General features: G+C 75.4%; 23 protein-coding genes, 1 other RNA gene and 1 riboswitch. Of the genes, 10 read left to right on the plus strand and 14 right to left on the minus strand.

Annotation, left to right across the window (positions count from 1 at the left end; genetic code table 11):
• Positions 1-37 precede the first annotated feature (37 nt).
• Both rnpB and ACF08D_RS07795 read right to left on the minus strand, forming a co-directional pair.
• An RNA gene (gene rnpB, locus ACF08D_RS07790) (RNase P RNA component class A) lies at positions 38-436 on the minus strand.
• A 33-nt stretch (positions 437-469) separates the two neighbouring features.
• Complete coding sequence (locus ACF08D_RS07795) at positions 470-1,048, minus strand: Uma2 family endonuclease (protein WP_392221665.1); 579 nt, start codon at positions 1,046-1,048, stop codon at positions 470-472.
• A 154-nt stretch (positions 1,049-1,202) separates the two neighbouring features.
• Between ACF08D_RS07795 and ACF08D_RS07800 the strand changes: the two genes are divergently transcribed.
• The 4 genes from ACF08D_RS07800 to eda all read left to right on the plus strand — a co-directional run bounded on the left by ACF08D_RS07800 (position 1,203) and on the right by eda (position 4,281).
• Complete coding sequence (locus ACF08D_RS07800) at positions 1,203-1,979, plus strand: MerR family transcriptional regulator (protein WP_392221666.1); 777 nt, start codon at positions 1,203-1,205, stop codon at positions 1,977-1,979.
• Positions 1,976-2,815 (plus strand): hypothetical protein, encoded by an 840-nt coding sequence (locus tag ACF08D_RS07805; protein ID WP_392221667.1) that lies wholly within the window; start codon positions 1,976-1,978, stop codon positions 2,813-2,815. The genes ACF08D_RS07800 and ACF08D_RS07805 overlap by 4 nt, the downstream gene beginning before the upstream one ends.
• Positions 2,816-2,827: 12 nt before the next feature.
• Positions 2,828-3,592 carry a peroxide stress protein YaaA gene (yaaA, locus tag ACF08D_RS07810; RefSeq protein WP_392221668.1) on the plus strand — a complete coding sequence of 255 codons (765 nt, stop codon included), beginning with the start codon at positions 2,828-2,830 and terminating at the stop codon, positions 3,590-3,592.
• Between the two features lie 62 nt (positions 3,593-3,654).
• Positions 3,655-4,281, plus strand: coding sequence for a bifunctional 4-hydroxy-2-oxoglutarate aldolase/2-dehydro-3-deoxy-phosphogluconate aldolase (gene eda, locus ACF08D_RS07815; protein WP_392221669.1), 627 nt, complete (start codon positions 3,655-3,657; stop codon positions 4,279-4,281).
• 15 nt (positions 4,282-4,296) lie between these two features.
• On the opposite strand, the gene ACF08D_RS07820 is transcribed toward eda, so the two are convergent.
• The 5 genes from ACF08D_RS07820 to ACF08D_RS07840 are packed head-to-tail and all read right to left on the minus strand — an operon-like array spanning position 4,297 to position 8,276.
• Positions 4,297-4,473, minus strand: a complete 177-nt coding sequence (locus ACF08D_RS07820; RefSeq protein WP_392221670.1) for a hypothetical protein — start codon at positions 4,471-4,473, stop codon at positions 4,297-4,299.
• The gene (locus tag ACF08D_RS07825; protein WP_392221671.1) at positions 4,470-5,333 is read right to left on the minus strand and encodes a GNAT family N-acetyltransferase; all 864 of its coding nucleotides are present in this window, start codon (positions 5,331-5,333) and stop codon (positions 4,470-4,472) included. Before ACF08D_RS07825 ends, ACF08D_RS07820 begins: the two co-directional genes overlap by 4 nt.
• The gene (locus ACF08D_RS07830; RefSeq protein ID WP_392222335.1) at positions 5,330-6,712 is read right to left on the minus strand and encodes a bifunctional RNase H/acid phosphatase; all 1,383 of its coding nucleotides are present in this window, start codon (positions 6,710-6,712) and stop codon (positions 5,330-5,332) included. Before ACF08D_RS07830 ends, ACF08D_RS07825 begins: the two co-directional genes overlap by 4 nt.
• Positions 6,713-6,720: 8 nt before the next feature.
• Positions 6,721-7,464, minus strand: coding sequence for a zinc ribbon domain-containing protein (locus tag ACF08D_RS07835; protein WP_392222336.1), 744 nt, complete (start codon positions 7,462-7,464; stop codon positions 6,721-6,723).
• A complete protein-coding gene (locus ACF08D_RS07840; protein WP_392221672.1) occupies positions 7,461-8,276 on the minus strand; it encodes a Nif3-like dinuclear metal center hexameric protein in 816 nt (271 codons plus the stop codon). The genes ACF08D_RS07835 and ACF08D_RS07840 overlap by 4 nt, the downstream gene beginning before the upstream one ends.
• A gap of 210 nt (positions 8,277-8,486) precedes the next feature.
• Here ACF08D_RS07840 and ACF08D_RS07845 point away from each other — a divergent pair, with 210 nt between their 5' ends.
• A complete protein-coding gene (locus ACF08D_RS07845; RefSeq protein WP_392221673.1) occupies positions 8,487-9,839 on the plus strand; it encodes a hypothetical protein in 1,353 nt (450 codons plus the stop codon).
• Positions 9,840-10,102: 263 nt separating this feature from the next.
• Here ACF08D_RS07845 and ACF08D_RS07850 read toward each other — a convergent pair whose 3' ends face one another.
• Positions 10,103-10,324 carry a hypothetical protein gene (locus tag ACF08D_RS07850; RefSeq protein ID WP_392221674.1) on the minus strand — a complete coding sequence of 74 codons (222 nt, stop codon included), beginning with the start codon at positions 10,322-10,324 and terminating at the stop codon, positions 10,103-10,105.
• 59 nt (positions 10,325-10,383) lie between these two features.
• On the minus strand, positions 10,384-11,814 hold the full coding sequence (locus tag ACF08D_RS07855) for an MFS transporter (protein WP_392221675.1): 1,431 nt from the start codon (positions 11,812-11,814) through the stop codon (positions 10,384-10,386).
• A 188-nt stretch (positions 11,815-12,002) separates the two neighbouring features.
• Between ACF08D_RS07855 and ACF08D_RS07860 the strand changes: the two genes are divergently transcribed.
• From ACF08D_RS07860 to ACF08D_RS07875, 4 genes are all read left to right on the plus strand, one after another.
• Positions 12,003-12,659, plus strand: a complete 657-nt coding sequence (locus tag ACF08D_RS07860) for a class I SAM-dependent methyltransferase (RefSeq protein WP_392221676.1) — start codon at positions 12,003-12,005, stop codon at positions 12,657-12,659.
• Between the two features lie 98 nt (positions 12,660-12,757).
• Entirely contained in the window at positions 12,758-13,639 is an 882-nt protein-coding gene (locus tag ACF08D_RS07865) for an N-acetylmuramoyl-L-alanine amidase (protein WP_392221677.1), read from the plus strand.
• Positions 13,640-13,773: 134 nt separating this feature from the next.
• Positions 13,774-14,643, plus strand: a complete 870-nt coding sequence (locus ACF08D_RS07870) for a hypothetical protein (protein WP_392221678.1) — start codon at positions 13,774-13,776, stop codon at positions 14,641-14,643.
• Between the two features lie 122 nt (positions 14,644-14,765).
• Positions 14,766-15,059: a hypothetical protein gene (locus tag ACF08D_RS07875; protein ID WP_392221679.1), complete on the plus strand. Its 294-nt coding sequence runs from the start codon at positions 14,766-14,768 to the stop codon at positions 15,057-15,059.
• A gap of 15 nt (positions 15,060-15,074) precedes the next feature.
• Here the strand turns inward: ACF08D_RS07875 and ACF08D_RS07880 are convergent, their stop codons facing one another.
• The 4 genes from ACF08D_RS07880 to ACF08D_RS07895 all read right to left on the minus strand — a co-directional run bounded on the left by ACF08D_RS07880 (position 15,075) and on the right by ACF08D_RS07895 (position 18,935).
• Complete coding sequence (locus tag ACF08D_RS07880; RefSeq protein WP_392221680.1) at positions 15,075-15,653, minus strand: hypothetical protein; 579 nt, start codon at positions 15,651-15,653, stop codon at positions 15,075-15,077.
• Positions 15,654-15,764: 111 nt separating this feature from the next.
• Positions 15,765-16,841, minus strand: coding sequence for a prenyltransferase (locus tag ACF08D_RS07885; RefSeq protein ID WP_392221681.1), 1,077 nt, complete (start codon positions 16,839-16,841; stop codon positions 15,765-15,767).
• Complete coding sequence (locus tag ACF08D_RS07890; RefSeq protein ID WP_392221682.1) at positions 16,838-17,572, minus strand: class I SAM-dependent methyltransferase; 735 nt, start codon at positions 17,570-17,572, stop codon at positions 16,838-16,840. Before ACF08D_RS07890 ends, ACF08D_RS07885 begins: the two co-directional genes overlap by 4 nt.
• A 49-nt stretch (positions 17,573-17,621) precedes the next feature.
• Positions 17,622-18,935 carry a glycosyltransferase family 4 protein gene (locus ACF08D_RS07895; RefSeq protein ID WP_392221683.1) on the minus strand — a complete coding sequence of 438 codons (1,314 nt, stop codon included), beginning with the start codon at positions 18,933-18,935 and terminating at the stop codon, positions 17,622-17,624.
• Positions 18,936-19,117: 182 nt separating this feature from the next.
• On the opposite strand from ACF08D_RS07895, the gene ACF08D_RS07900 reads away from it, so the two are divergent.
• Positions 19,118-19,747 carry a TetR family transcriptional regulator gene (locus ACF08D_RS07900; RefSeq protein WP_392221684.1) on the plus strand — a complete coding sequence of 210 codons (630 nt, stop codon included), beginning with the start codon at positions 19,118-19,120 and terminating at the stop codon, positions 19,745-19,747.
• Positions 19,748-19,827: 80 nt separating this feature from the next.
• On the opposite strand, the gene ACF08D_RS07905 is transcribed toward ACF08D_RS07900, so the two are convergent.
• Positions 19,828-20,412, minus strand: a complete 585-nt coding sequence (locus ACF08D_RS07905) for a hypothetical protein (RefSeq protein ID WP_392221685.1) — start codon at positions 20,410-20,412, stop codon at positions 19,828-19,830.
• 228 nt (positions 20,413-20,640) lie between these two features.
• Positions 20,641-20,714, plus strand: a riboswitch (cobalamin riboswitch).
• Positions 20,715-20,844: the final 130 nt, after the last annotated feature.

Below are 20,844 nucleotides of genomic sequence, written 5' to 3' on the forward strand. Positions count from 1 at the left end.
TGACGGACCGCGGGCGCGCCCGAAAGGGCGGGAGGGGCAGACGAGTCGGGCTGTACGCCGGGTTCTGTGCCCCGGGACCTCGCGGTCGCCGGGGTGACGGCCATCCATCTAGGACCGGCGTTGCCGCCGGCCTCGTGCGGTCTACCCGCGGACTCGGGCGGGCAGCCCTCGAACGTCCGCGCAGGGACACCGGGGTGTCCCCTCTTGACCTTGCTCCGGGTGGGGTTTACCTAGCTGCCCAGGTCACCCTGGGCACTGGTGGTCTCTTACACCACCGTTTCACCCTTACCGAGGGCCGAGGCCCCCGGCGGTCTGTTTTCTGTGGCACTGTCCCGCGGGTCACCCCGGGTGGCCGTTAGCCACCACCCTGCCCTGTGGAGCCCGGACGTTCCTCGGGGAGATCCGGGGATCTCCACGCGGCCGCCCGCCCGGCTCGTCTGCCGTGCGGACCATGGTACCGGCCGGGCGGTCAGAGGAAGTCCGCGGTCTCCAGGTCGAACCCGAACGGCTCCGGCAGCGGCAGCGGCTTGCCGAACGGCATCGTGACGACCTGGCGGTAGTCCTCGCCCTCCGGGTCGCTGAACAGCGTCACCGAGGCCCCCTCCCGGTCGACCAGCAGGTACAGCGGGATACGGCCCCGGGCGTAGCAGCGCCGCTTGGTCTCCCGGTCCCGCTGCGGGCGCGTGGAGGTCACCTCGGCCACCAGCGCCACACCGTCGCACGGCATCCAGGAGTCGGCCCCGCGGAACAGCCGCAGCTCCGCCGGGGCGAAGGTGGCGTCCGGGATGACATGCGTCGTGGGGCACGAGCCCCCGCTGGGCAGTTTGAGGCCCTTGTTGCCCGAGACGTCCATCTCGGTCAGGGACCGCCTGATGACCTGCCTGACGATCAGGCTGTTGTAGTCCTCGTGGTCCCCGTCCGGCGGCGGTGTCACGACGATCTCCCCCTCGATCAGCTCGGCCCGGAAACCCTCCGGCGTCTCCAGCGCCAGGAAGCCCTCCAGCAGGTCGTCCGCCTGCGTGAGCGGTGCATGGGCCATCGCCGTCATGTCACGCCCCTTCCTCGGTCGCTCGTCAGACTGGGACATCGCCGGGCCGCCCGTCCGTGAGATGGGAGTCGTTCCCTCGATCGTGGCACAGGTTCCCGGGGGCCCGCGGGATCACGGTTGACCTTGCCGCAGCGTCAGCGTTTCTACTGGGGCCATGCGGATCGGAGAGCTGGCCGGACTCGTCGGCGTCACCGCGCGGGCGGTGCGCCATTACCACCACCTCGGGCTGCTGCCCGAGCCCCGGCGGCTGGGCAACGGCTACCGGGACTACACGCTGCGGGACGCGGTGCTGCTCGCGCGGATCAGGCGGCTCACCGAGCTGGGGCTCGGGCTGGACGAGGTGCGCGACGTGCTCGCGGACGACGCCGACGCCGAGCTGGTGGACGTCCTGGAGGAGCTGGACGCCGACCTGGCCCGGCAGCAGGCGGTGATCGCCGCGCGGCGGGAGCGGCTGGGCGTGCTGCTGGAGCGGGCGCGGGCGGGCCGGCTGCCCGCGGAGGGGCCGGTGTCGCCGGGGCTGGCGGAGCTGTTCGCGGACATGGCCGCCGCGTCGGCGCGGCTGCCGGGGCCCGAGCCCGCGATGGCCGCGCGGGACCGGGAGATGCTCTCGCTGCTGGAGACGGTGATGCCCGAGGAGGAGGGGGCCAGGCTGATGGAGACCATGCGGGCGGTGGCCGGGGCGCCGGGCGCGCTGGAGCGGGCGTACGAGGTGTACGCCCGGCTCGACGCGCTCGCGGACGCGCCCGCCGACGACGTACGGGTGGAGGAGACCGCGCGGGCGCTGGCGGAGCTGCTGCCGGACGAGGTGCTGGCGGGCGGGCCGGAGGAGCTGGACGAGGAGGCGCTCGGGGTGTTCTTCGCGGACTTCTCCCCCGCCCAGGCGGCCGTCCTGCGGCGGGCGCTGCGGATCGTCGCGGGGCGTGCGCGGTGAGGCGGGTGGTGCGGGGCGCGGCGTACGCCCTGCTGCCCGCCGAGGTGGTGCTCGCCGTGTGCCTGGTGGCCGGGGTGCGGATACCCGGGGCCGTCGTGGTGGGCGCGGAGGCGGCGGTGCTCATGCTGCTGGGCGCGGAGGTGTGGCTGTACGTACGGCTGCGCCGGCGCGGGCTGAGCGGCCGGGAGGCGCTGCGGGTGCTGGTGCCGGAGCCGGTGGTCCGGCTGGTGGGGCACGAGCTGCGGCTGATGGTGAGCCTGGTGCGCTGGGTGGCGCGCCGGCCGGACGGAGCGGGGCGGGCGGGGACGGAGGCGTTCGGGCACGCCCGGGACCAGGCGGCGTACCTCTACGGCTTCGCGTTCGTGTGCGTGGTGGAGACGGTCGGGATGTCGTTCCTGCTGGCGTCCTGGCCGGTGGTGCACGCCGTGGTGCTGGTGCTGGACGTGTACACCGTGCTGTTCGTGCTGGGGCTGCACGCGGCCTCCGTGACGCGCCCGCACCTGGTGGACGGCACGGCGGTGCGGGTCCGGCAGGGGGCGCATCTGGATCTGGCCGTCCCGCTGGAGCGGATCGCCGCGGTCCGGCTGGAGTCGCGGTACACCCACGAGAAGGCGGACGGGGTCCTGGACCTGCCGGTGGCCTCCCGGACGTCGGTCACCTTCGAGCTGAGCGAGCCCGTCACGGCGGTACGGCTGCTGGGCCGGCGGGACGCGGTGCGTACGGTGCGGTGCCACGCGGACGACCCCCGGGCGTTCGTCGCGGCGGTGGATGCGGCACTCCGCGAGTCGCGTTTGTACGCTGGCGCGGGGCCGCACCCCCGCTCTCGTACGTACTGAAGGAGATCCACCGTGCTCGTGCTGTTGCCGCCCTCGGAAGGAAAGGCAGCGTCGGGGAGCGGCGCGCCGCTGGAGCCGGGGTCCCTGTCGCTGCCCGGTCTCGCGGCGGCGCGGGCGGCCGTTCTGGAGGAGCTGGTGGAGCTGTGCTCCGGCGACGAGGAGAAGGCACGGGAGGTCCTCGGGCTGAGCGAGGGCCTGCGCGGCGAGGTGGCGAAGAACGCGGGGCTGCGGGAGGCGGGCGCCCGGCCGGCCGGGGAGATCTACACGGGTGTCCTCTACGACGCGCTCGGGCTGGCGACGCTGGACGCGGCGGCCCGGGAGCGGGCGCGGGAGTCGCTGCTGGTCTTCTCCGGGCTGTGGGGCGCGGTGCGGGTGGACGACCGCATTCCGTCGTACCGCTGCTCGATGGGGGTGAAGCTGCCGGGGCTGGGGGCGCTGGGCGCGTACTGGCGTGCGCCGATGGCGGCCGTGCTGCCCGAGGTGGCCGGGGACGGGCTGGTGCTGGACCTGCGGTCGGCGGCGTACGCGACGGCGTGGCGGCCGAAGGGCCCGGTCGCGGCGCGGACGGCGACGGTGCGGGTGCTGCACGCGCCGACGCGGAAGGTGGTCAGCCACTTCAACAAGGCGACCAAGGGCCGGATCGTACGGAGCCTGCTGGAGGCGGGCGCGGTGCCCGGGTCGCCGGCGGAGCTGGTGGAGGCGCTGCGGGACCTGGGGTACGCGGTGGAGACGCCGGCGGCGGGGAAGCTGGACGTGCTGGTGGACGAGATCCACTGACCGCCGTTGCATCATGCGCAACGTGCGTTGCGGGTGGTGCTGCACCCGGGCAGGATGGGCGCATGACTGCCGCCCCGTCCGTGCTGGACCATGCCCCCGTCCTGCCCGTGGTCGTCCTGGAGGACGCCACCGACGCCGTACCGCTGGCCCGCGCGCTGGTGGCGGGCGGGCTCCCGGCCATCGAGGTGACGCTACGGACGCCCGCCGCGCTGGACGCGATCCGGGCGATCGCGGCGGAGGTGCCGGGCGCCGTCGTGGGGGCGGGCACGGTCGTCTCGGCGCGGGGCGCGGCGGACGCGGTGGACGCCGGGGCGCGGTTCCTGGTCAGCCCCGGCTGTACGGGCGGGCTGCTGGACGCGCTGGACGCGTCGGGCGTGCCGTACCTGCCGGGCGTCTCGACGGCCTCGGAGGTGCTGGCGCTGCTGGAGCGGGGGGTGTACGAGATGAAGTTCTTCCCCGCCCAGGCGGCGGGCGGCACGGCCTACCTGAAGTGCCTCGCGGGTCCGCTCCCCGGGGCCCGCTTCTGCCCGACGGGCGGCATCACCCCCGCGTCCGCCCCGGCGTACCTGGCCCTGCCCAACGTCGGCTGCGTCGGCGGCACCTGGATGCTCCCGCCCGACGCGCTCGCGGCCCGCGACTGGACCCGGGTGGAGTCCCTCGCCCGCGAGGCGTCCGCCCTGCGGGCCTGACGAGCCGCGGCGCGGTCAGGGGGTCATCGCCTCGACCATCCAGGTGAAGAGGCGGATGCCCACGACGGAGGCGGCGATCGACGCCACCGCGACGGCGATGGCGAGGTACGCGAGGAACAGCAGCGCGCAGGACCGGCCCCGCGCGGCCTCCACCGCGGTCCCGTCGTCGTTCGCCTCCTCCTCCGGTGTCACCCGAACTCCACGTCCAGGTGGTCACCGACCGGGCGGTAGCCCAGGCGCTGGTAGAGCGCCGTGCTGGTGGGGTTGGCGACGTCGGCGAAGAGGAGCACCTGGCCGGCGCCCGCGGCGAGGGCGGCGCGGCTGACGGCGGCGGTGAGCGCGCCGGCGTAGCCCCGGCCCCGCAGGGCGGGCGGTGTGTAGACCGGGCTGACGCGCGACTGCCCGGCGACGGGCGGGGAGTGGGCCGCCAGGGACACCGCCCGGCCGGCCACCTCCCAGAGGTACAGCACCCCGTCCGCGACGCGCCGGGCGACCTGGGGCGTGCGGTCGGCGGTGGGGTCCTCGCCGATGTCGGCGGCGAACGCCCGCATCCACCCGGCGGCGAGCGGGACGTCGGCGGCGGTGGCCCGGCGGGCCCCGCCGGGCGGTGCGGGGTCGGGCGGGGTCAGGTCGCCGAGGCGGAACAGCCGGGTGCGGTGGGCGGCGCGCCACGTCCCGCCGCGCGCCGTCCACGCCTCGGCGAACGCCCGCGCGGGCCCCTCGCCGCCCTGCACGCCCGGTAGGTCACCGGTGTACGCCGCGCGCAGGGCGCCGGCGAGCCGCGCCGCGGCCTCCTCCGGCATGGGGCCCAGCAGCGGGGCGCGGGGCGGCGTCCGGACGAAGGCGCCCGCCACGGGCCCGCCCCCGTCGGCGCGCCACCAGCCGAAGGCCGCGCTCCCGGCCCCGAGCGCCCCCGCTCCATGGCGCCGCACGGTGTCGGCGACCGTCAGCAGCGCGGTGCTACGGGCCGGGTCGGCCGCGAGGTACCCGCCCGCGTGGCGGTGGAACTCCTCGGCGTCCCCGGTGAACCGCCACCCCCCGGCGGCGTTCACCGCAGGTGCGCGGTGTCGTTCAGCAGCCGTACCGAGGCGTTGCCGTCGCGGTAGTAGGCCACCGCCGAGAGCGAGGCCGCCGACAGCTCCATGCGGAACAGGGACTCCGGCGGGGCGCCCAGGGCCAGGCGGACCAGGGTCTTGATGGGCGTGACATGGGTGACCAGCAGCACGGTGCGGCCCGCGTGGCGGGCGGTGAGGCGGTCGCGGGCGGCGGCGACCCGGCGCGACACGGCCGCGAAGGACTCGCCGCCGGTGGGGGCGGCCTTCGGGGAGGCCAGCCAGGCGTCCAGCTCGTCCGGGTACCGCTCCCGTACCTCCGCGAAGGTCAGGCCCTCCCAGGCGCCGAAGTCGGTCTCGCGCAGGGCGTCCTCGATCCGCACGTCCAGCCCGAGGCGGGCGGCGACGGTGGCGGCGGTCTGGCGGCACCGGGCGAGCGGGGAGGAGACGATCTCCTGGACGGTGCCGCGCGCCGCGAGGACGGCCGCGACCGCCTCGGCCTGCCGGCGGCCCACCGGGGAGAGGTCCGGGTCGGTGCCGCCGCTGCCCGAGAAACGCTTCTCCGGGGTGAGCGCGGTCTCGCCGTGCCGCAGCAGCACGAAGGTGGCGGGCGCGCCCAGGTCCGCGGCGGCGGCCCAGCCGACCGGCGGCGCGGTGGCCGCTCCACGGCTCTCGGCGGCGGCTGCGCCCACCCCGGCGAGCGGGTCGCCCCCGCCCGCGGCGCCCGGGGCACCGAGGGCATCGGGCGCCGCCGAAAGCTCCGTACCGGCCGCCACGGAAAGAGCGTCAGGAGCCGACCGCTCCGTACCGCCACCGGGGGCGTCGTCCGGGCGGGTGGCCGCGAGCGCGGCGCGGGCCCGGGCGGCGCCGGCCGCCGCGTCCCCGACCACCCGGGCCGCGTCCGCGTCGGAGGCGGACGCACCGCCCGCGCCGAGGGCCGCCGCCGAGGCGGAGGGCTGCCACTGGCCGCCCCGCTTGCCCGCGTCCATCGCCTCGTTGGCGAGCCGGTCGGCGTGCTTGTTCCGCTCGCGCGGGATCCACTCGTAGGTCACCCGCGACGGCGGGAAGACCCGCGCCGCCTCGGCGGCCAGCGGCTTCATGTCCGGGTGCTTGATCTTCCAGCGCCCCGACATCTGCTCAACCACCAGCTTGGAGTCCATACGGACCCTGACCGTCGCGTCGGGCGCCAGCTCCCGGGCCGCCCGCAGGCCCGCCACCAGGCCCTTGTACTCGGCGACGTTGTTGGTGGCGACCCCGATGTACTCGGCGGTCTCCACCAGCGGCTCCCCCGACACCGGGTCCAGGACGACCGCCCCGTACCCCGCCGGTCCCGGGTTGCCCCGCGAGCCGCCGTCGGCCTCGACGACCAGTTCCCGCAGGTCCGGCATTACAGCCCCGACTCGGCCGTACGCACCAGGATCCGGCGGCAGTTCTCGCACCGGACGACCGTCTCGGGCGCCGCCGCCCGGACGTCGTTGACCTCGGTGATGTTCAGCTCGATGTGGCAGCCCTCGCAGCGGCGCTGGTACAGCCGCGCCGCGCCGACGCCGCCCTGCTGCTCGCGGATCTTCTCGTACAGCTTCATCAGGTCGCCGGGCACGGAACCGGCCACCAGCCCGCGCTCCTTGGCGACCGACTCGGCCTCGCCGTCCAGCTCCCGGGTGGCGGTGTCCCGGCGCGCGACCGCGTCGTCCACCTTGGCCTGGACGGCGGAGACGCGCTCGGTCAGCTCGGCGACCCGCTCCTGGGCGGACTCGCGGCGCTCCATGACCTCCAGGACGACGTCCTCCAGGTCGCCCTGGCGCTTGGCCAGCGAGACGATCTCCTTCTGGAGGTTCTCCAGGTCCTTCGGGGAGGTGACGGCCCCGGAGTCCAGCCGCTGCTGGTCGCGGACGGCGCGCTGGCGCACCTGGTCGACGTCCTGCTCCGCCTTGGTCTGCTCGCGGGCGCAGTCGCTCTCCTCGGTCTGCGCGGCGACCAGCAGGTCGCGCAGCTGGGAGAGGTCCTTGTTCAGCGACTCGATCTCGGCGTGCTCGGGCAGCGACTTGCGCTTGTGGGCCAGCTGCGACAGGCGTACGTCGAGGGCCTGGACGTCGAGGAGGCGGATCTGGTCGGCGGGCGCGGCGTTCAGTTGGGGGCTCCAGAAGAAGAGTGGTGGGACCACGGGTCGGTGACCGTCTTCGAGACGTGGACCCGCAGGCCCCAGCCGTGACGGTCGGAAATCTCGTCGAGCTGCGCGGCGGCCAGCTCGCACCAGGGCCACTCGGTGGCCCAGTGGGCGGCGTCGACCAGCCCCAGGCCGGTGTGCTGGGTGGCCTCGGACACGGGGTGGTGGCGCAGGTCGGCGGTGAGGAAGGCGTCCACGCCGGCGGCGCGGACCGCGTCGAAGAGGCTGTCGCCGGAGCCGCCGCTCACGGCGACGGTGCGCACGGTCGCGTCGGGGTCGCCGGCGACGCGGATGCCCTGCGCGGTGGCGGGCAGCCGCTTCGCGGCGCGGGCGGCGAAGTCCCGGAGGGTCTCCGGCGGGTCGACCTGGCAGATCCGGCCGAGGCCGGTCTCGGGGACGAGCGGGCCGGTGACGCGCAGATCGAGGGCGCCGGCGAGGGCGTCGGACACGCCGGGGTCGGCGGTGTCGGCATTGGTGTGCGCCACGTGCAGCGCGATGTCGTTCTTGATCAGTGTGTGCACGACCCGGCCCTTGAAGTGCCCGGCCGCGACCGTCGTCGTCCCCCGCAGGTAGAGCGGGTGGTGGGTGACGATCAGGTCGGCGCCCAGCGCGACCGCCTCGTCGGCGATCTCCCGCACCGGGTCGACGGCGAACAGGACCCGGGTGACCTCGGCGTCGGGATCGCCGCAGACGGTGCCGACCGCGTCCCACTGCTCGGCCCGCTCGGGGGGCCAGAGGGCGTCGAGCTCGGCGATGACTTCAGACAGACGGGGCACGGGGGAAAGGCTACCTGGCCCGCCCTCGCCCCCGTACCCGCGCCGGGGCCGCCCCCCCTCCCCCGCGCGGTGGCGCGGGGCGGCAGCACACGCGCGCGTGCCGGGAGAGGCGAATCGGGACATCGCCACGCTTATAGGTGAAGCGCGGAAGCTCTCGTTGTTCGGCAGGGAGTGCGAAAACTAGCTTCTGTCGCCGGAGGTGACGAATCGATGACAGCCTGTGCCATCGAGACCGCCGCGGAGGACCGCGGCGCGGTGTCGCGTGCGGGTTTCACGATCGCGGCCGACGGTGCCTACGCGGCGCGGCTGGCGGGTGAGGGCGAGGCGCTGTACCCGGAGCGGTGGACGCTCGACGGGCCCGAGCCCTACGCGGTGCCGCTGCCCGCCGCCCAGCCCGAGGATCCGCACGCGCAGCTGCTCCCGCTGGTGGACGGGCGGGTGCTGATCGGGCGCCGGACGGACGGGCGCTGGGTGTTCTCGCTGCTGTACCCGTCGGGGCCGCGCACCGGGGAGCTGCCGCTCGGCGCGGTCGGGTCGGCGGAGCTGAGGCTGCTGCCGCCGTCGCCGGACGGGGCGCGGGCCTACGCGCTGGTGGCCGGGGAGCGCTCGACGGGGATCTGGCTGGTGGCGGGCGGGGCGTCGGGCGGGCCCGAGCGCGTCGCGGAGGTCGGGGGGCACTGCACGGGCGGCGCGTGGCTGGACCGGTCGGGGCGGATGCTCGTGGTGGACCGGCGGGAGGCCGGGGGCGGTCCGGTGAAGTCGGTCGCCGTCGACCTGGGGCGGGGCGGCGAGGTGACGCCGCTGCTCCAGATCACCGAGGACAGTGACGACCGGGTGCTGCTGGCGGATCCGGACAGCGGGCTGCTGCTGATCCGGTCGGACGCGCCGTCGCCGGGCCACCACCGGCTGGGCTGGGGGGTGCTGGGCAGCACGCTGCCGGTGCGCTTCCCGGAGTGCCTGCGACTGGGCGACGCGGCGGTGACGCCGTTCGCGATACAGCCGGGGCAGAGCCTGACCCCGGAGGCGTCCGCGGTGGCGCTGCGGATCGACGGGGCGGCGGGGAGCTGGGTGGGGCTGTGGCGGCCGGCGGGGCGGAGACTGCACCAGCTCGCCGCGCCGCAGGGGTGGCTGGCGGGGGCGGGGGCGTGGAGCAGGGAGGGGGTGCTGCGGCTGCCGTACGCGACGAGGGCGGTGCCGTGCGGCCTGGCCCGGGTGGAGGCGGCGCGCGTGGAAGCGGCGGCGGCGGTACGGGCGGAGGGCCAAGGCGGCGGGACGGCCGCGGTACGGGCGGAGGGCCCCGGCGGCGGGACGGCCGTGGTACGGGCGGAGGCGGCGGGCCCCGGGGGCGGGACGGCGGCGGTGCGGGCGGAGGCGGCGGGCCCCGGCGGCGGGGCAGCGGGGACGGCGGGCGGCGCCGGTCCCGTACCGCCCTCCGGGCACACACGATCACCACAACCGGAACCGGCCCCCGGGGAACCGCCCGTGCCCGCCGCGACTCCTGGTGTGTGCAGGCCGGTGCCGTTGCAGCAGGCACCGCTCACCGGCCGCACGGCCCCTGGTTAGACTCCGGGCCGCAACATCGTCAGCGATCACTACGGGGTGAACTCCCACATGTCTGAAGCCAGCACCGACACGACCCACGGGCGACCGCGGGGGGACGCCGGTGGCGCCGGAAAGCACCGAGGGGGTGCGGCACCGGCGGAGGACCTGTCCACGGAGCCGCACGGCCGGCACCGGAAGGAACCGCACAGCGAAGCGGCCTGACGGGGCGACAGCACGGAGGGGCCGTCCCGGGGAGATCCCCGGGACGGCCCCTCCGGCTTGTGTCAGAGCTTGTCCATGCCGGTGTACGGGCTGACGACACGGGTCTCCTGGGAGCCGAAGTCGACGAGCGTGGCGATCTGGCCCTCGACGGCGATGACCGTGCCGAGGCCGTGCCGGTCGTGGGAGACCCGGTCGCCCACCGCGAAGTGCTTGACCGGGGCGGCGACGGGAGCTTTGAAGGGACTGGTGGGCAGGTGGCGCCGGGGCGCGGATCGGTTCGTCATCGTTTGCCAGTATGGCGGCAGCCGGGCCCGGCCGGGAGAGTCCTGGCACTACGGACGCATCACGGCTCGGTGCGGCGGGGCAGCCACAGCAGCATCAGGACGGCCCCGGCGAGCAGGACGCCCGCACCCGTGCGGAACGCCAGCGCGTAGCCGGCGGTCAGCGCCTCCGGCCCGGTACCGCCGCCGGTGCGGGCGGCGGCGACCGTGGACAGCACGGCCAGGCCCAGCGCGCCGCCCATGGTGCGGGAGGTGTTGACCAGCCCGGACACCAGACCGGCGTCCCCGGGGGCGGCGCCCGAGGTGGCCAGGGAGGCGAGCGGCGTTATGGCGAGCCCCATGCCCAGCATCATCAGGATGCCGGGGCCGAGGATGGTGGTGGCGTACGCGCCGTGCGCGTCCATCTGGGACTGCCAGGCGAAGCCGGTGGCGCCGATCAGGGTGCCGAGCACCGCGAGGTTGCGCGCGCCGGTCGTCCGCATCAGCCGGGGCGCCAGCTTGGAGCCGACGATCACGCTGATCGAGCTGGGGACGAGGGCGACCCCGGCCTCCAGGGGGCTGTAGCCGAGGACGCCCTGCGCGTACACGGTCATGAAGAACCACATGGCGAACGAGGCGGAGCCGTTCACCAGCATCGAGGCGTTGGCCGCCGTCACGGCCCGTGAGCGGAAGACCTTCAGCGGCATCAGGGGCGCGGCGGTGCGGGCCTCCACGGCCACGAAGGCGGCCAGCAGCGCGGCGCCGCCGAGGAGCGGGAGCAGGGTGTCGGGGGCGCCCCAGCCGGTCTCCTCGGTCTGCACGATCCCGTACGCCACGGCTCCCAGGCCGCCGGTGGCGAGGACCGCGCCGGGCAGGTCGAGCCGCCGGCCGCCCTCCGCGCGGCTCTCGGTGATCCACAGCGCGGCGCCGGCCATCACCAGGACGCCGACCGGGACGTTGATCAGCAGCACCCAGCGCCAGGACAGCAGGTCGGTGAGGAGGCCGCCGACCAGGCCGCCGGCCGCGCCGCCGCCCGCGCCGACCGCGGACCAGGTGGCGATCGCCCGGGTCCGGGCGGGCCCCGGCGGCACCGCGCCGGTCACGATGGTGAGCGTCGCGGGCGCGAGGACCGCCGCGCCGAGGCCCTGGACGGCGCGGGCGGCGAGGAGCTGCCAGCCCTCGGTGGCGAGCCCGCCCGCGACGGAGGCGGCGGTGAACAGCCCGAGGCCGGCCAGGAACATCCGCTTGCGGCCGAAGAGGTCCGCGGCCCGCCCGCCGAGCAGCATGAAGCCGGCGAAGGCGATCGAGTAGGCGTTGAGCACCCATTGGAGGCCCAGCGAGGACAGCCCGAGGTCGGCGCGCATCGACGGCAGGGCGACGTTCACCACGGAGACGTCCAGCACGACCAGGAACTGGCCGGCGCAGGCGGCGAGGATCACCACCCAGGTGCGGGCGGCGGGGCGGGTGCGGCCGGCGGTGGCGGCAGGGGCGGACTCGGTGTGGGGCTGGGGCATGCGTGCCATCGTCGCAGGAACCCGGTGTGCGGTACATGCGTCCATGGACCCATGCCGGCGTGCACCCGGCCTACGCCGGAAGTCCCGGGCGCCGGGCCGGTGGACCCGGCGCCTACGATGTGACCCCACGATGTGACCGCCCGGTAGGCCCATGGGCCGCGCCCGCACCGACCGTTCAGGAGAACCCCATGGCCGTGCCCACCGCGCCCGTGCCCGAGCCCGCGACGCTGGCCGCCTTCGAGGCGGCCAAGGGGTTCATGCCGGTCCACGAGGGCCTGGCGCTGTACGCGGCGGCCACCGAGGCCGCCCTCCTGGGGCTGCCGCTGCTGGAGGTCGGCACCTACTGCGGGCGTTCCACGATCCTGCTCGCCGACGCGGCGCGCGCCGCCGGGACGGTGGCGGTGACGGTCGACCACCACCGGGGCAGCGAGGAGCAGCAGCCGGGCTGGGAGTACCACGACCCGTCGGTGGTGGACCCGGAGGTGGGGCTGATGGACACGCTGCCGGCGTTCCGCCGCACCCTGTACGCCGCCGGGCTGGAGGAGCACGTGGTGGCGGTCGTCGGCCGCTCGCCGCAGGTCGCGCGGGTGTGGGCGGGCGAGGTGGGGCTGGTGTTCATCGACGGCGGGCACACCGACGAGCACGCCACGGCGGACTACGAGGGGTGGGCGCCACGGCTGGCCGGGGGCGGGCTGCTGGTGGTGCACGACGTGTTCCCCGACCCGGCGGACGGCGGCCAGGCCCCGTACCGGATCTACCGGCGCGCCCTGGAGTCGGGCGCCTTCACCGAGGTGTCGGCGACGGACTCGCTGCGGGTGCTGCGCCGTACGGGCCCGGGCGTCTGACGGCACCCCCGCGCCCCGGCCGGTGTGCCGCCCCGGCCGGGTGTCCCGCTCCGGCCGGTGTGCCGCCCGCGGGGGCGGCCGGCGCATAGCATCGGGCCGTGCACGACGACGACACCACCGCCCCCCGCCGCCGCCCGGTGCCCGTCCTGGTGGCCGCCGCCGCCCTGCTCGCCGTGACGGGCGGGTGGCTGGCGTGGCACAGCACGAGCGGCGCGGCCGAACCGGCGCGCACGGCGCCCGCGCCGGGGCCCGCCGCGTCCTCCGCCCCCTCCGCCCGCCCGGCGCCCTCGGGGGGAGACCCGTCCGCGCCGCTGGCCGGGAAGACCGTGGTGATCGACCCCGGTCACAACCCGGGGAACTTCTCCCACGCACGGGAGATCGCCCGCCAGGTGGACATCGGGACGAAGCGCAAGGAATGCGACACCACCGGCACCTCCACCAACTCCGGTTACACGGAAGCCGCATTCACCCTGGATGTTTCACACCGTCTTCGCACCCTGCTCCGGAAGCTGGGCGCGACGGTGGTCCTCACCCATGACGCGGACCGGCCCTTCGGCCCGTGCATCGACGAGCGGGCCCGGATCGGGAACGCCGCGAAGGCCGACGCCGTGGTGTCCGTGCACGCCGACGGGTCGGGCACCGGGAACCGGGGCTTCCATGTGATCCTGCCCGCCCGGGTCGAGGACGGGGCCGCCGACACCGCGGCCATCACCGGTCCGTCGCGGGCCCTCGGGCAGCACATCGCCCGGGAGTTCGCGGCGGCGACGGGCACCGCGCCGGCCAACTACCTCGGCGGCGGCTCCGGGCTGGACGTCCGCGGGGATCTCGGCGGACTGAATCTGTCGACCGTGCCCAAAGTGTTCGTCGAATGCGGCAACATGCGTGATCCGAAGGACGCCGCATTGCTGACAGACGCGGCATGGCGGCAGAAAGCGGCCGGGGGGATGGCGGCCGGCCTCCGTACCTACCTGCGCTCCTAGGTCCGGCGGGCGGTAGCCTGCCGGGGGTCCGCGCCCGACCCGGGTCCGGATCCGTACCACATCCGTACGATGGGGCCGGCCACCCCCGTGCACCGCGCCACCCCGACGAGACGAACCGAGAAGGACTCTTACACGTGAACATCCGCTCCCTCACTCGAGGCGATGGCGTGGTGATCGGAGCAGCGGTGGTGCTGTTCATCGCCTCGTTCCTCGGCCTTACCCCCGGCGTCGACTGCCCCTCGGGCATCGACTGCTCGAACTACGACACGGCCAACGCCTGGGACTCCCTGGGCCTGCTGATGAGCATGTTCCTCTCCGGTGTCATCGGGGCGGCGCTGATCGTGGTCGGGCGCTCGATGCCCGGCCGCAAGGTCGCGGGCATCGACCTCGGCCAGTTCGGTGTGGCGTTCTGCATCTTCGCGGTGTGGACCGCCTTCTGGACGATCATCGACTGGGAGCCGGACGCGGGCGCGGGCATGATCCTCGGCCTGCTGGCCACGATCGTGCTGGCCGCCGCGGCGATCGCCGCGCCCCTCGTCCCGGCGCTCAAGGCCCCGCTGATGGGCGCGCCCCGGCCGCAGCAGCCGCAGCCGTACGGCGGCCAGCCGCAGGGCGGTTACGGCTACCCCGGCGCCCAGCAGCCCCCGTACGGCGGCCAGCCGCAGGGTGGTTACGGCTACCCGGGCCAGCCGCAGCCGACGGGCGCCGGCCAGCCGGGCCCGGGCGCCCAGGCCGCGGCGCAGCCGTCCCAGCCCGCGCAGCCGTCGCAGCCGTCGCAGGGCGGTCAGGCCCCGGCGCCGGCCGGGGACTTCTCGCCGTTCTGGTTCGCGGTCCCGGTGGCCCGCCCGCTGTACGGCGAGGACGGCGCCCCGACGCCGATCGCCGAACTGGCGCCGGGCACCTGGTACCTGGCGGTCGAGCAGCGCGGCCAGAGCCTGGTCGCCCAGACCCAGGACGGCCGCCGCGGCGTGCTCCAGGACACCACCGGCATCCAGCGCGGCTGACGCCCGCGCGCCGGTCCGGCGGCCCCTCGCCCTCGCGGGCGGGGGGCCGTTGGCGTACCCCGGCCCGAAGAACCGGCCGGGCGGCAGGGTTTCGGGCGGGCCGCAGCGGCAACCCGTCGTGCATGTCTCCCCGCCGACGGAACGGAAGCTCCCAGGCGGCGACCGCCATAGCGGTCGTCGCCGATGTCATGGCCGCCATCATCGGCCTGTGGATCCTGATGTACCTCTTCGACGCCAACCGGGCCAACGACCTGGTGCAGTTCGTGCAGGAGACCGCCGCCCTGCTGGCCGGCTGGTCGCACGACCTGTTCACCTTCGACGAGGGCTGGCTGCGCGTGGTCTTCGGCTACGGCCTGGCGGCGGTGGTCTACCTGCTGGTCGGCCACGCCCTCGCCGGCCGCCTCCGCCGCCACTAGCCCGCCGCCGAGCCGCTACCGGGCCGCCGCGCCCCAGTCGTGGGCGACGTCCACGACGAGCCGGCCGGGGAGCTGGAGGACCCGGAAGGGCAGTCGGGCGCGGACGCCGAGGCCGATCTGGGTGTCACCCTCGAAGCTGCCGACGAAGCGGGTGTCCCGGAAGGTCCGGTACCCCGCGAGGTCGACACCCGGCAGCGGCCGGGCGACCGTGCCGCGGTAGGTGGCGCGGCCGGTCTCCGGGTCGTAGGAGGGCGCGGCGACGCGGATCTCCAGCACCGCTCCCCCGGCGACGGGGACATGGCGCCCCGAGCCGTCCTGGTGGACCCGGTCGACATAGCGGACCTGGTGGCCGAGCGTCCCGCCGCCGGCGCCGGGGACGTGCAGGACCATCCGGTCGAAGCAGTCGTGGCGGCCGGTCCGCACGTCCGTCAGGGACGCGGTGGCGGCGGCCGTCGCGGTCTTCTGGACGCTGCCCCAGCCGGTGGGGCAGGCCGCGGCCGCGGGTGCCGCCTGGGCGCCCGGTGCGGTCAGCAGGCCGAGACCGGCGCCGGTGAGCAGGACCGCCGCCAGTGCCGTGGTGCGTCGTCGTTTCATGGTTCTCCCCTGCCGCTGGGCCGTTTACCGTGTGGGACGGCCGGGGGAGCCGGATGGTTGCGTACGAATTCGGTCAAACCCGGGCGGGGCGCCGGCCGGGCACGGCGGCGGTCAGCGGCAGCAGTCCGGGTCCAGCCCCAGGGGCAGCCGCTCGCCGCCGAAGACGGCCGTGGTGGCCTCGTCGCCGCCGAGCGCGGCCACCGCCAGCAGCAGGGAACCGGCCGTCCAGGTGGTCAGCTCCTCGGGCCAGACGGCCGGGTTGTCGCCCTCGAAGACGTACCCCGTCCAGTACAGGCCGCCGGGGGCGCGCAGGTGGCCGATGGACTGGAGGATCTCCAGCGCCCGGTCGGACTCCCCCATCGCCCACAGGGTCAGGGCCAGTTCGCAGCTCTCGCCGCCGGTGACCCAGGGGTTGGGCAGGACGCAGCGCACGCCGAGGCCGGGGACCACGAAGTCGTCCCAGGCGCTCTCGATGCGCTCCTTGGCCTGGGCGCCGGTGACCGCGCCGCCGAGGACCGGGTAGTACCAGTCCATCGAGTAGCGGCTCTTGTCGAGGAAGCGTTCCGGGTGACTGCGGATGGCGTGGCCGAGCGCACCGGCGGCCAGCTCCCAGTCGGGCTGGGGCTCCTCGCGCTCCTCGGCGACGGCGAGGGCGCAGCGCAGCGCGTGGTGGACGGACGAGGAGCCGGTGAGCAGCGCGTCGGGGACAGGGGTGCCGTCCGGCTCCCGCTTCCAGCCGATCTGGCCGCCGGGCTGCTGGAGGCGGAGCACGAACTCGACGGCGGCGTAGACCACGGGCCACATCCGGTCGAGGAAGGTGTCGTCGCCGGTGGAGAGGTAGTGGTGCCAGACGCCGACGGCGACGTACGCGCAGAAGTTGCTCTCCCGGCCGCGGTCGGTGACCCGGGTGTGGTCGCCGTCGTGGTAGGCGGCGTACCAGGAGCCGTCGTCGTTCTGGTGGCGGGCGAGCCAGGCGTAGGCGCGGGCCGCCGCCTCGTGCTCGCCGGCCGTGTCGAGGGCCATGGCGGCCTCGGTGTGGTCCCAGGGGTCGAGGTGGTGGCCGCGGAACCACGGGATGGCCCCGTCCTCGCGCTGGACGGCGAGGAGCGCGGCCACGGTCTCGGCGGCCTCGGCGGCGGTGAAGACGCCGGGCAGGGCGAGGTGCTCGGTGCGTTCGGGGGAGGTCACCGGGCGGCCGTCGCGGGCAGGTGGGGCTTGGTCGCGTACACCACGAAGCTCTTGCCCATCACCGGGTTGAGGGCCTGCTCGGCGAGGCGGGTGGCCAGCGGCTTCTTCATGATGTCCCAGACGAGCAGCTTGTGGTACGCGCGGACCGGCAGCGCCTTGTCGTTGTCCACGCCGAAGGCGCACTTGAGCCACCAGTACGGCGAGTGCAGCGCGTGCGCGTGGTGGCTGCCGTACGGCTTCAGCCCCGCCTCGCGGATGCGCCCGAGCAGTTCGTCCGCCTTGTAGATGCGGATGTGGCCGCCCTCGACCTCGTGGTACGCGTCGGAGAGCGCCCAGCAGACCTTCTCCGGGCCGTAGCGGGGCACGGTGACCGCGATGCGCCCGCCGGGCTTGAGGACGCGGACCATCTCGGCGAGGACGCCCTTGTCGTCCGGGATGTGCTCCATCACCTCGGAGATGATCACGACGTCGAAGGAGGCGTCGGGGAAGGGCAGGTTGAGCGCGTCGCCCTCCATGGCGGTGGCGGTGGCGCCGGCGGGCGCCTCACCGGCCTCCTTCATGGCGGCGAACCACGTGGCGACCTCGCGGATCTCCTCGCCGTTCCGGTCGAGGGCGACGACCTGGGCCCCGCGCCGGTAGCACTCGAAGGCGTGCCGTCCCGCGCCGCAGCCCAGGTCGAGGACGCGGTCGCCGGGGGCGAGCGGGAAGCGGGTGAAGTCGACGGTCAGCACGGGTGCGGCCTGCTTTCACGGTCCGGAGTGGGGTGTGCGGTGGGGGAGGTCATCGGCGCGCTCCGCGTGCCGCGACGGCCTCGCGGTACAGCTCCGCCGTGCCCTGGGCCGCGCGGGCCCAGGTGAACCGGTCCAGCACCCGGGCGCGGCCCGCCGCGCCGAGGCGGGCGCGCAGCGCGGGGTCGCCGAGCAGCCGGCCGAGGGCGCCGGCGAGGGCGCCCGGGTCGCCCGGGGGCACGGCGAGGCAGGTCTCGCCGTCGGCGCCGGCGACCTCGGGGATGGCGCCGCCCGTGGTGGCGACCAGCGGCGTGCCGGTCGCCATCGCCTCGGCGGCGGGCAGCGAGAACCCCTCGTACAGCGAGGGCACGCAGGCCACTTGGGCGCCGCGGTGGAGGTCGACCAGCTCGGCGTCGGAGACGCCCTTGACGAACCGGACGGCGCCGTCGAGCCCGTACCGCTCGATGGCCTGGGCGACGGGGCCGTCCTCGGCGCGCCTGCCGACGACGACGAGGTGGGCGTCCTGGTGCTCGGTGCGCAGCTTGGCGAGCGCCTCGACGAGGTGGACCAGGCCCTTGAGCGGGACGTCGGCGCTGGAGGTGGTGACGATGCGGCCGGGGACCTCGGGGACGGCCGGGTCGGGCGACCACAGCGAGGTGTCGGCGCCGATGTGGACGACGCGGATGCGGTCCGGGCGCACCCCGAGGTGCTCGGTGATCTCGTCGCGGGAGGTGCCGGAGACGGTGAGGACGGAGGGCAGGCGGCGGGCGACGCGCTTCTGCATGCGGGTGAAGGCGTACCAGCGGCGCACCGAGGCGCGGCGCTTCCAGTCGGGGGCGGCGTCCAGCTCCAGCCGCCGGTCCACCGTGATGGGGTGGTGGATGGTGGTGACCAGGGGGGCGCCGAGGGCGCGGGGGCCGCCGAGGAGGCCGTAGCCGAGGGTCTGGTTGTCGTGGACGACGTCGAAGTCGCCGCGGCGGGCGGCCAGGTGGCGGCGGGCGCGCAGCGAGAAGGTGAGCGGTTCGGGGAAGCCGCCGGTCCACATGGTGGCCACTTCGAGGGCGTCGATCCAGTCCCGGTACTCGCCGCGCTTCGGGGTGCGGAAGGGGTCGGGCTGGCGGTAGAGGTCGAGGCTGGCCAGCTCGGTCAGGGGGACGCCCTCGTCGAGGACGGGGTAGGGCTGGGAGCCGATGACCTCGACGTGGTGGCCGAGGCGGGCCAGTTCGCGCGAGAGGTGGCGGACGTAGACGCCCTGCCCGCCGCAGAACGGGTTCCCTTTGTACGTGAGGAGCGCGATGCGCAGCGGGGCTCCGTCACTCGCGGTGACACCGCCGCGGGGGCCCGTCTCTATGGCCTCAGCGGTCACTCGCGGCCCCCTTCTGCCTTGCGTTTCGCCGGAGCGTAACCGGTCGCGATAATCTAGAACAAGTTTCAGACTTGATCGTGCGAGAGGCTATGAATCTACCGGCAGGTAGCGCCGGTGCGAGGGCCGGAACAGGTGATTCGCACCACGGCGGACGCCCGGGCCGGCCAACGGAAACGGGGCCCATGACAGCGGAAGTCCAGCCGGCGTCGCCGCCGCTCACCGAGCGTCAGGAGGCGCGCCGCCGCCGTATCCTCCAGGCCAGCGCCCAGCTCGCCGGACGCGGTGGCTTCGACGCCGTGCAGATGCGGGAGGTCGCCGAGGCGGCCGGGGTCGCCCTGGGGACGCTCTACCGCTACTTCCCCTCCAAGATCCACCTGCTGGTGGCCGTGATGCAGGACCAGCTGGCCCGCCTGCACACGGCGCTGCGCAGGCACCCGCCGGCCGGCGAGCTGGCCTCGGAGCGGGTGGCCGAGACGCTGATGCGCGCCTTCCGCGCCCTCCAGCGCGACCCGCACCTGGCCGACGCGATGGTGCGGGCGCTGACGTTCGCGGACCGCGGCGTGAGCCCCGAGGTGGACGCCGTCTCGCGGCAGACGACCGCGATCATCCTGGACGCCACGGGGCTGGAGCGGCCCACGCCGCAGCAGCTCTCGGCGGTGCGGGTGATCGAGCACACCTGGCACTCGGTGCTGATCACCTGGCTGTCCGGGCGGGCGTCGATCGCGCAGGTGCGGGTCGACATCGAGACGGTGTGCCGGCTGATCGACGCGCCGGCCCCGCCCGGGGGCGGGGACGCCCGGCCCGCCGGCTGAGACCGGGGCGGACCGGGCGGACGGCCCGCGCCCCGGACGGCCCGCGCCCCGGGCGGACGGACCGGGCGGGCCGGGGGCCGCTACTGCTGCTGCTTGCTCTTCTCCAGGTCCTCCTTGAAGAGCGCGGCGCACTTCGGGCCGTTGTCGGTGGCGATGAAGGAGACGATCACGAAGGTGCCGGCCTGGCCGTGGTGGCTGGCCTTCAGCGTCCAGCCGCTCTTGTCGAGCGACATGATGACCGAGCCCTTCTGGTCGAAGCTCTGCGCCTGCTTCCAGCCCGCCTTGCCCAGCGCCGCCACGGTGGTGTCGAAGGACTTCCGGGAGTCGGTGGCCTTCTCGCCGTCGGCCTGCCAGGACACCATGCACGGCCGCAGCCCGGCCGGGACGTCGTCCTTGGAGGGCTTCTGCGTGAAGCCCGCCCCGGTGGCCGCCGCCTGGATCTCCCGGGTCACCGCCGCCGCGTCCAGGGCGGCGTCCGCCTCGGCGCCCGCACCCGCACCCGCCGGGGCGCTCGCGCCCGTCGAGGGCTTCACGGCGCCCGTCTCCTTCTCGGTGCCCCCGCCGCCGCAGCCGGCGACCAGCAGCACCACACCGGCGGCCGCGGCCGCCCTTCCCCACGCCTTCGGGCCCGCCGGAGCGGCGGACACCCCAATCGCCTTGCGCACGAAACGTCCCATCCTGCGTGCACGCGGGCCCCGTGCCCTCGTGATCAGGGGCAGATCTTTGCACGTGGATACGGTCCGAACGGCGCAGCGACGGGCGGTGCGCGCCGATCCTTCGCCGCACATTCACTCCCCGCCGGGCGGCGCCGGGGCCCGGGCGGGACGTGAGTCGCCGCGTGCGCCGTTGTGGCCCGCCGGTAGAGTGAGCGGGTCGTCATCATGCCCGTACGGGGGAAAGCCGGTGCGAATCCGGCGCTGACCCGCAACCGTGAGCCCGCCCCTCCCGGCGGTGAGCCGGAATGCCCCGATACGCGCACGTGTTCGGCTCGTGCCGCCGGGACCCCGCCCGGTGGCCGGCACCGTCGAGGTACGCGGAGCCGGAGCCTGGTGCCTTTCGTGTGCCGGTGTCCGGCCCGCCGCAGGAGAGGCACGAAG

This window comes from Streptomyces sp. NPDC015131 (assembly GCF_043079975.1).
Classification (GTDB): Bacteria; Actinomycetota; Actinomycetes; order Streptomycetales; family Streptomycetaceae; genus Streptomyces.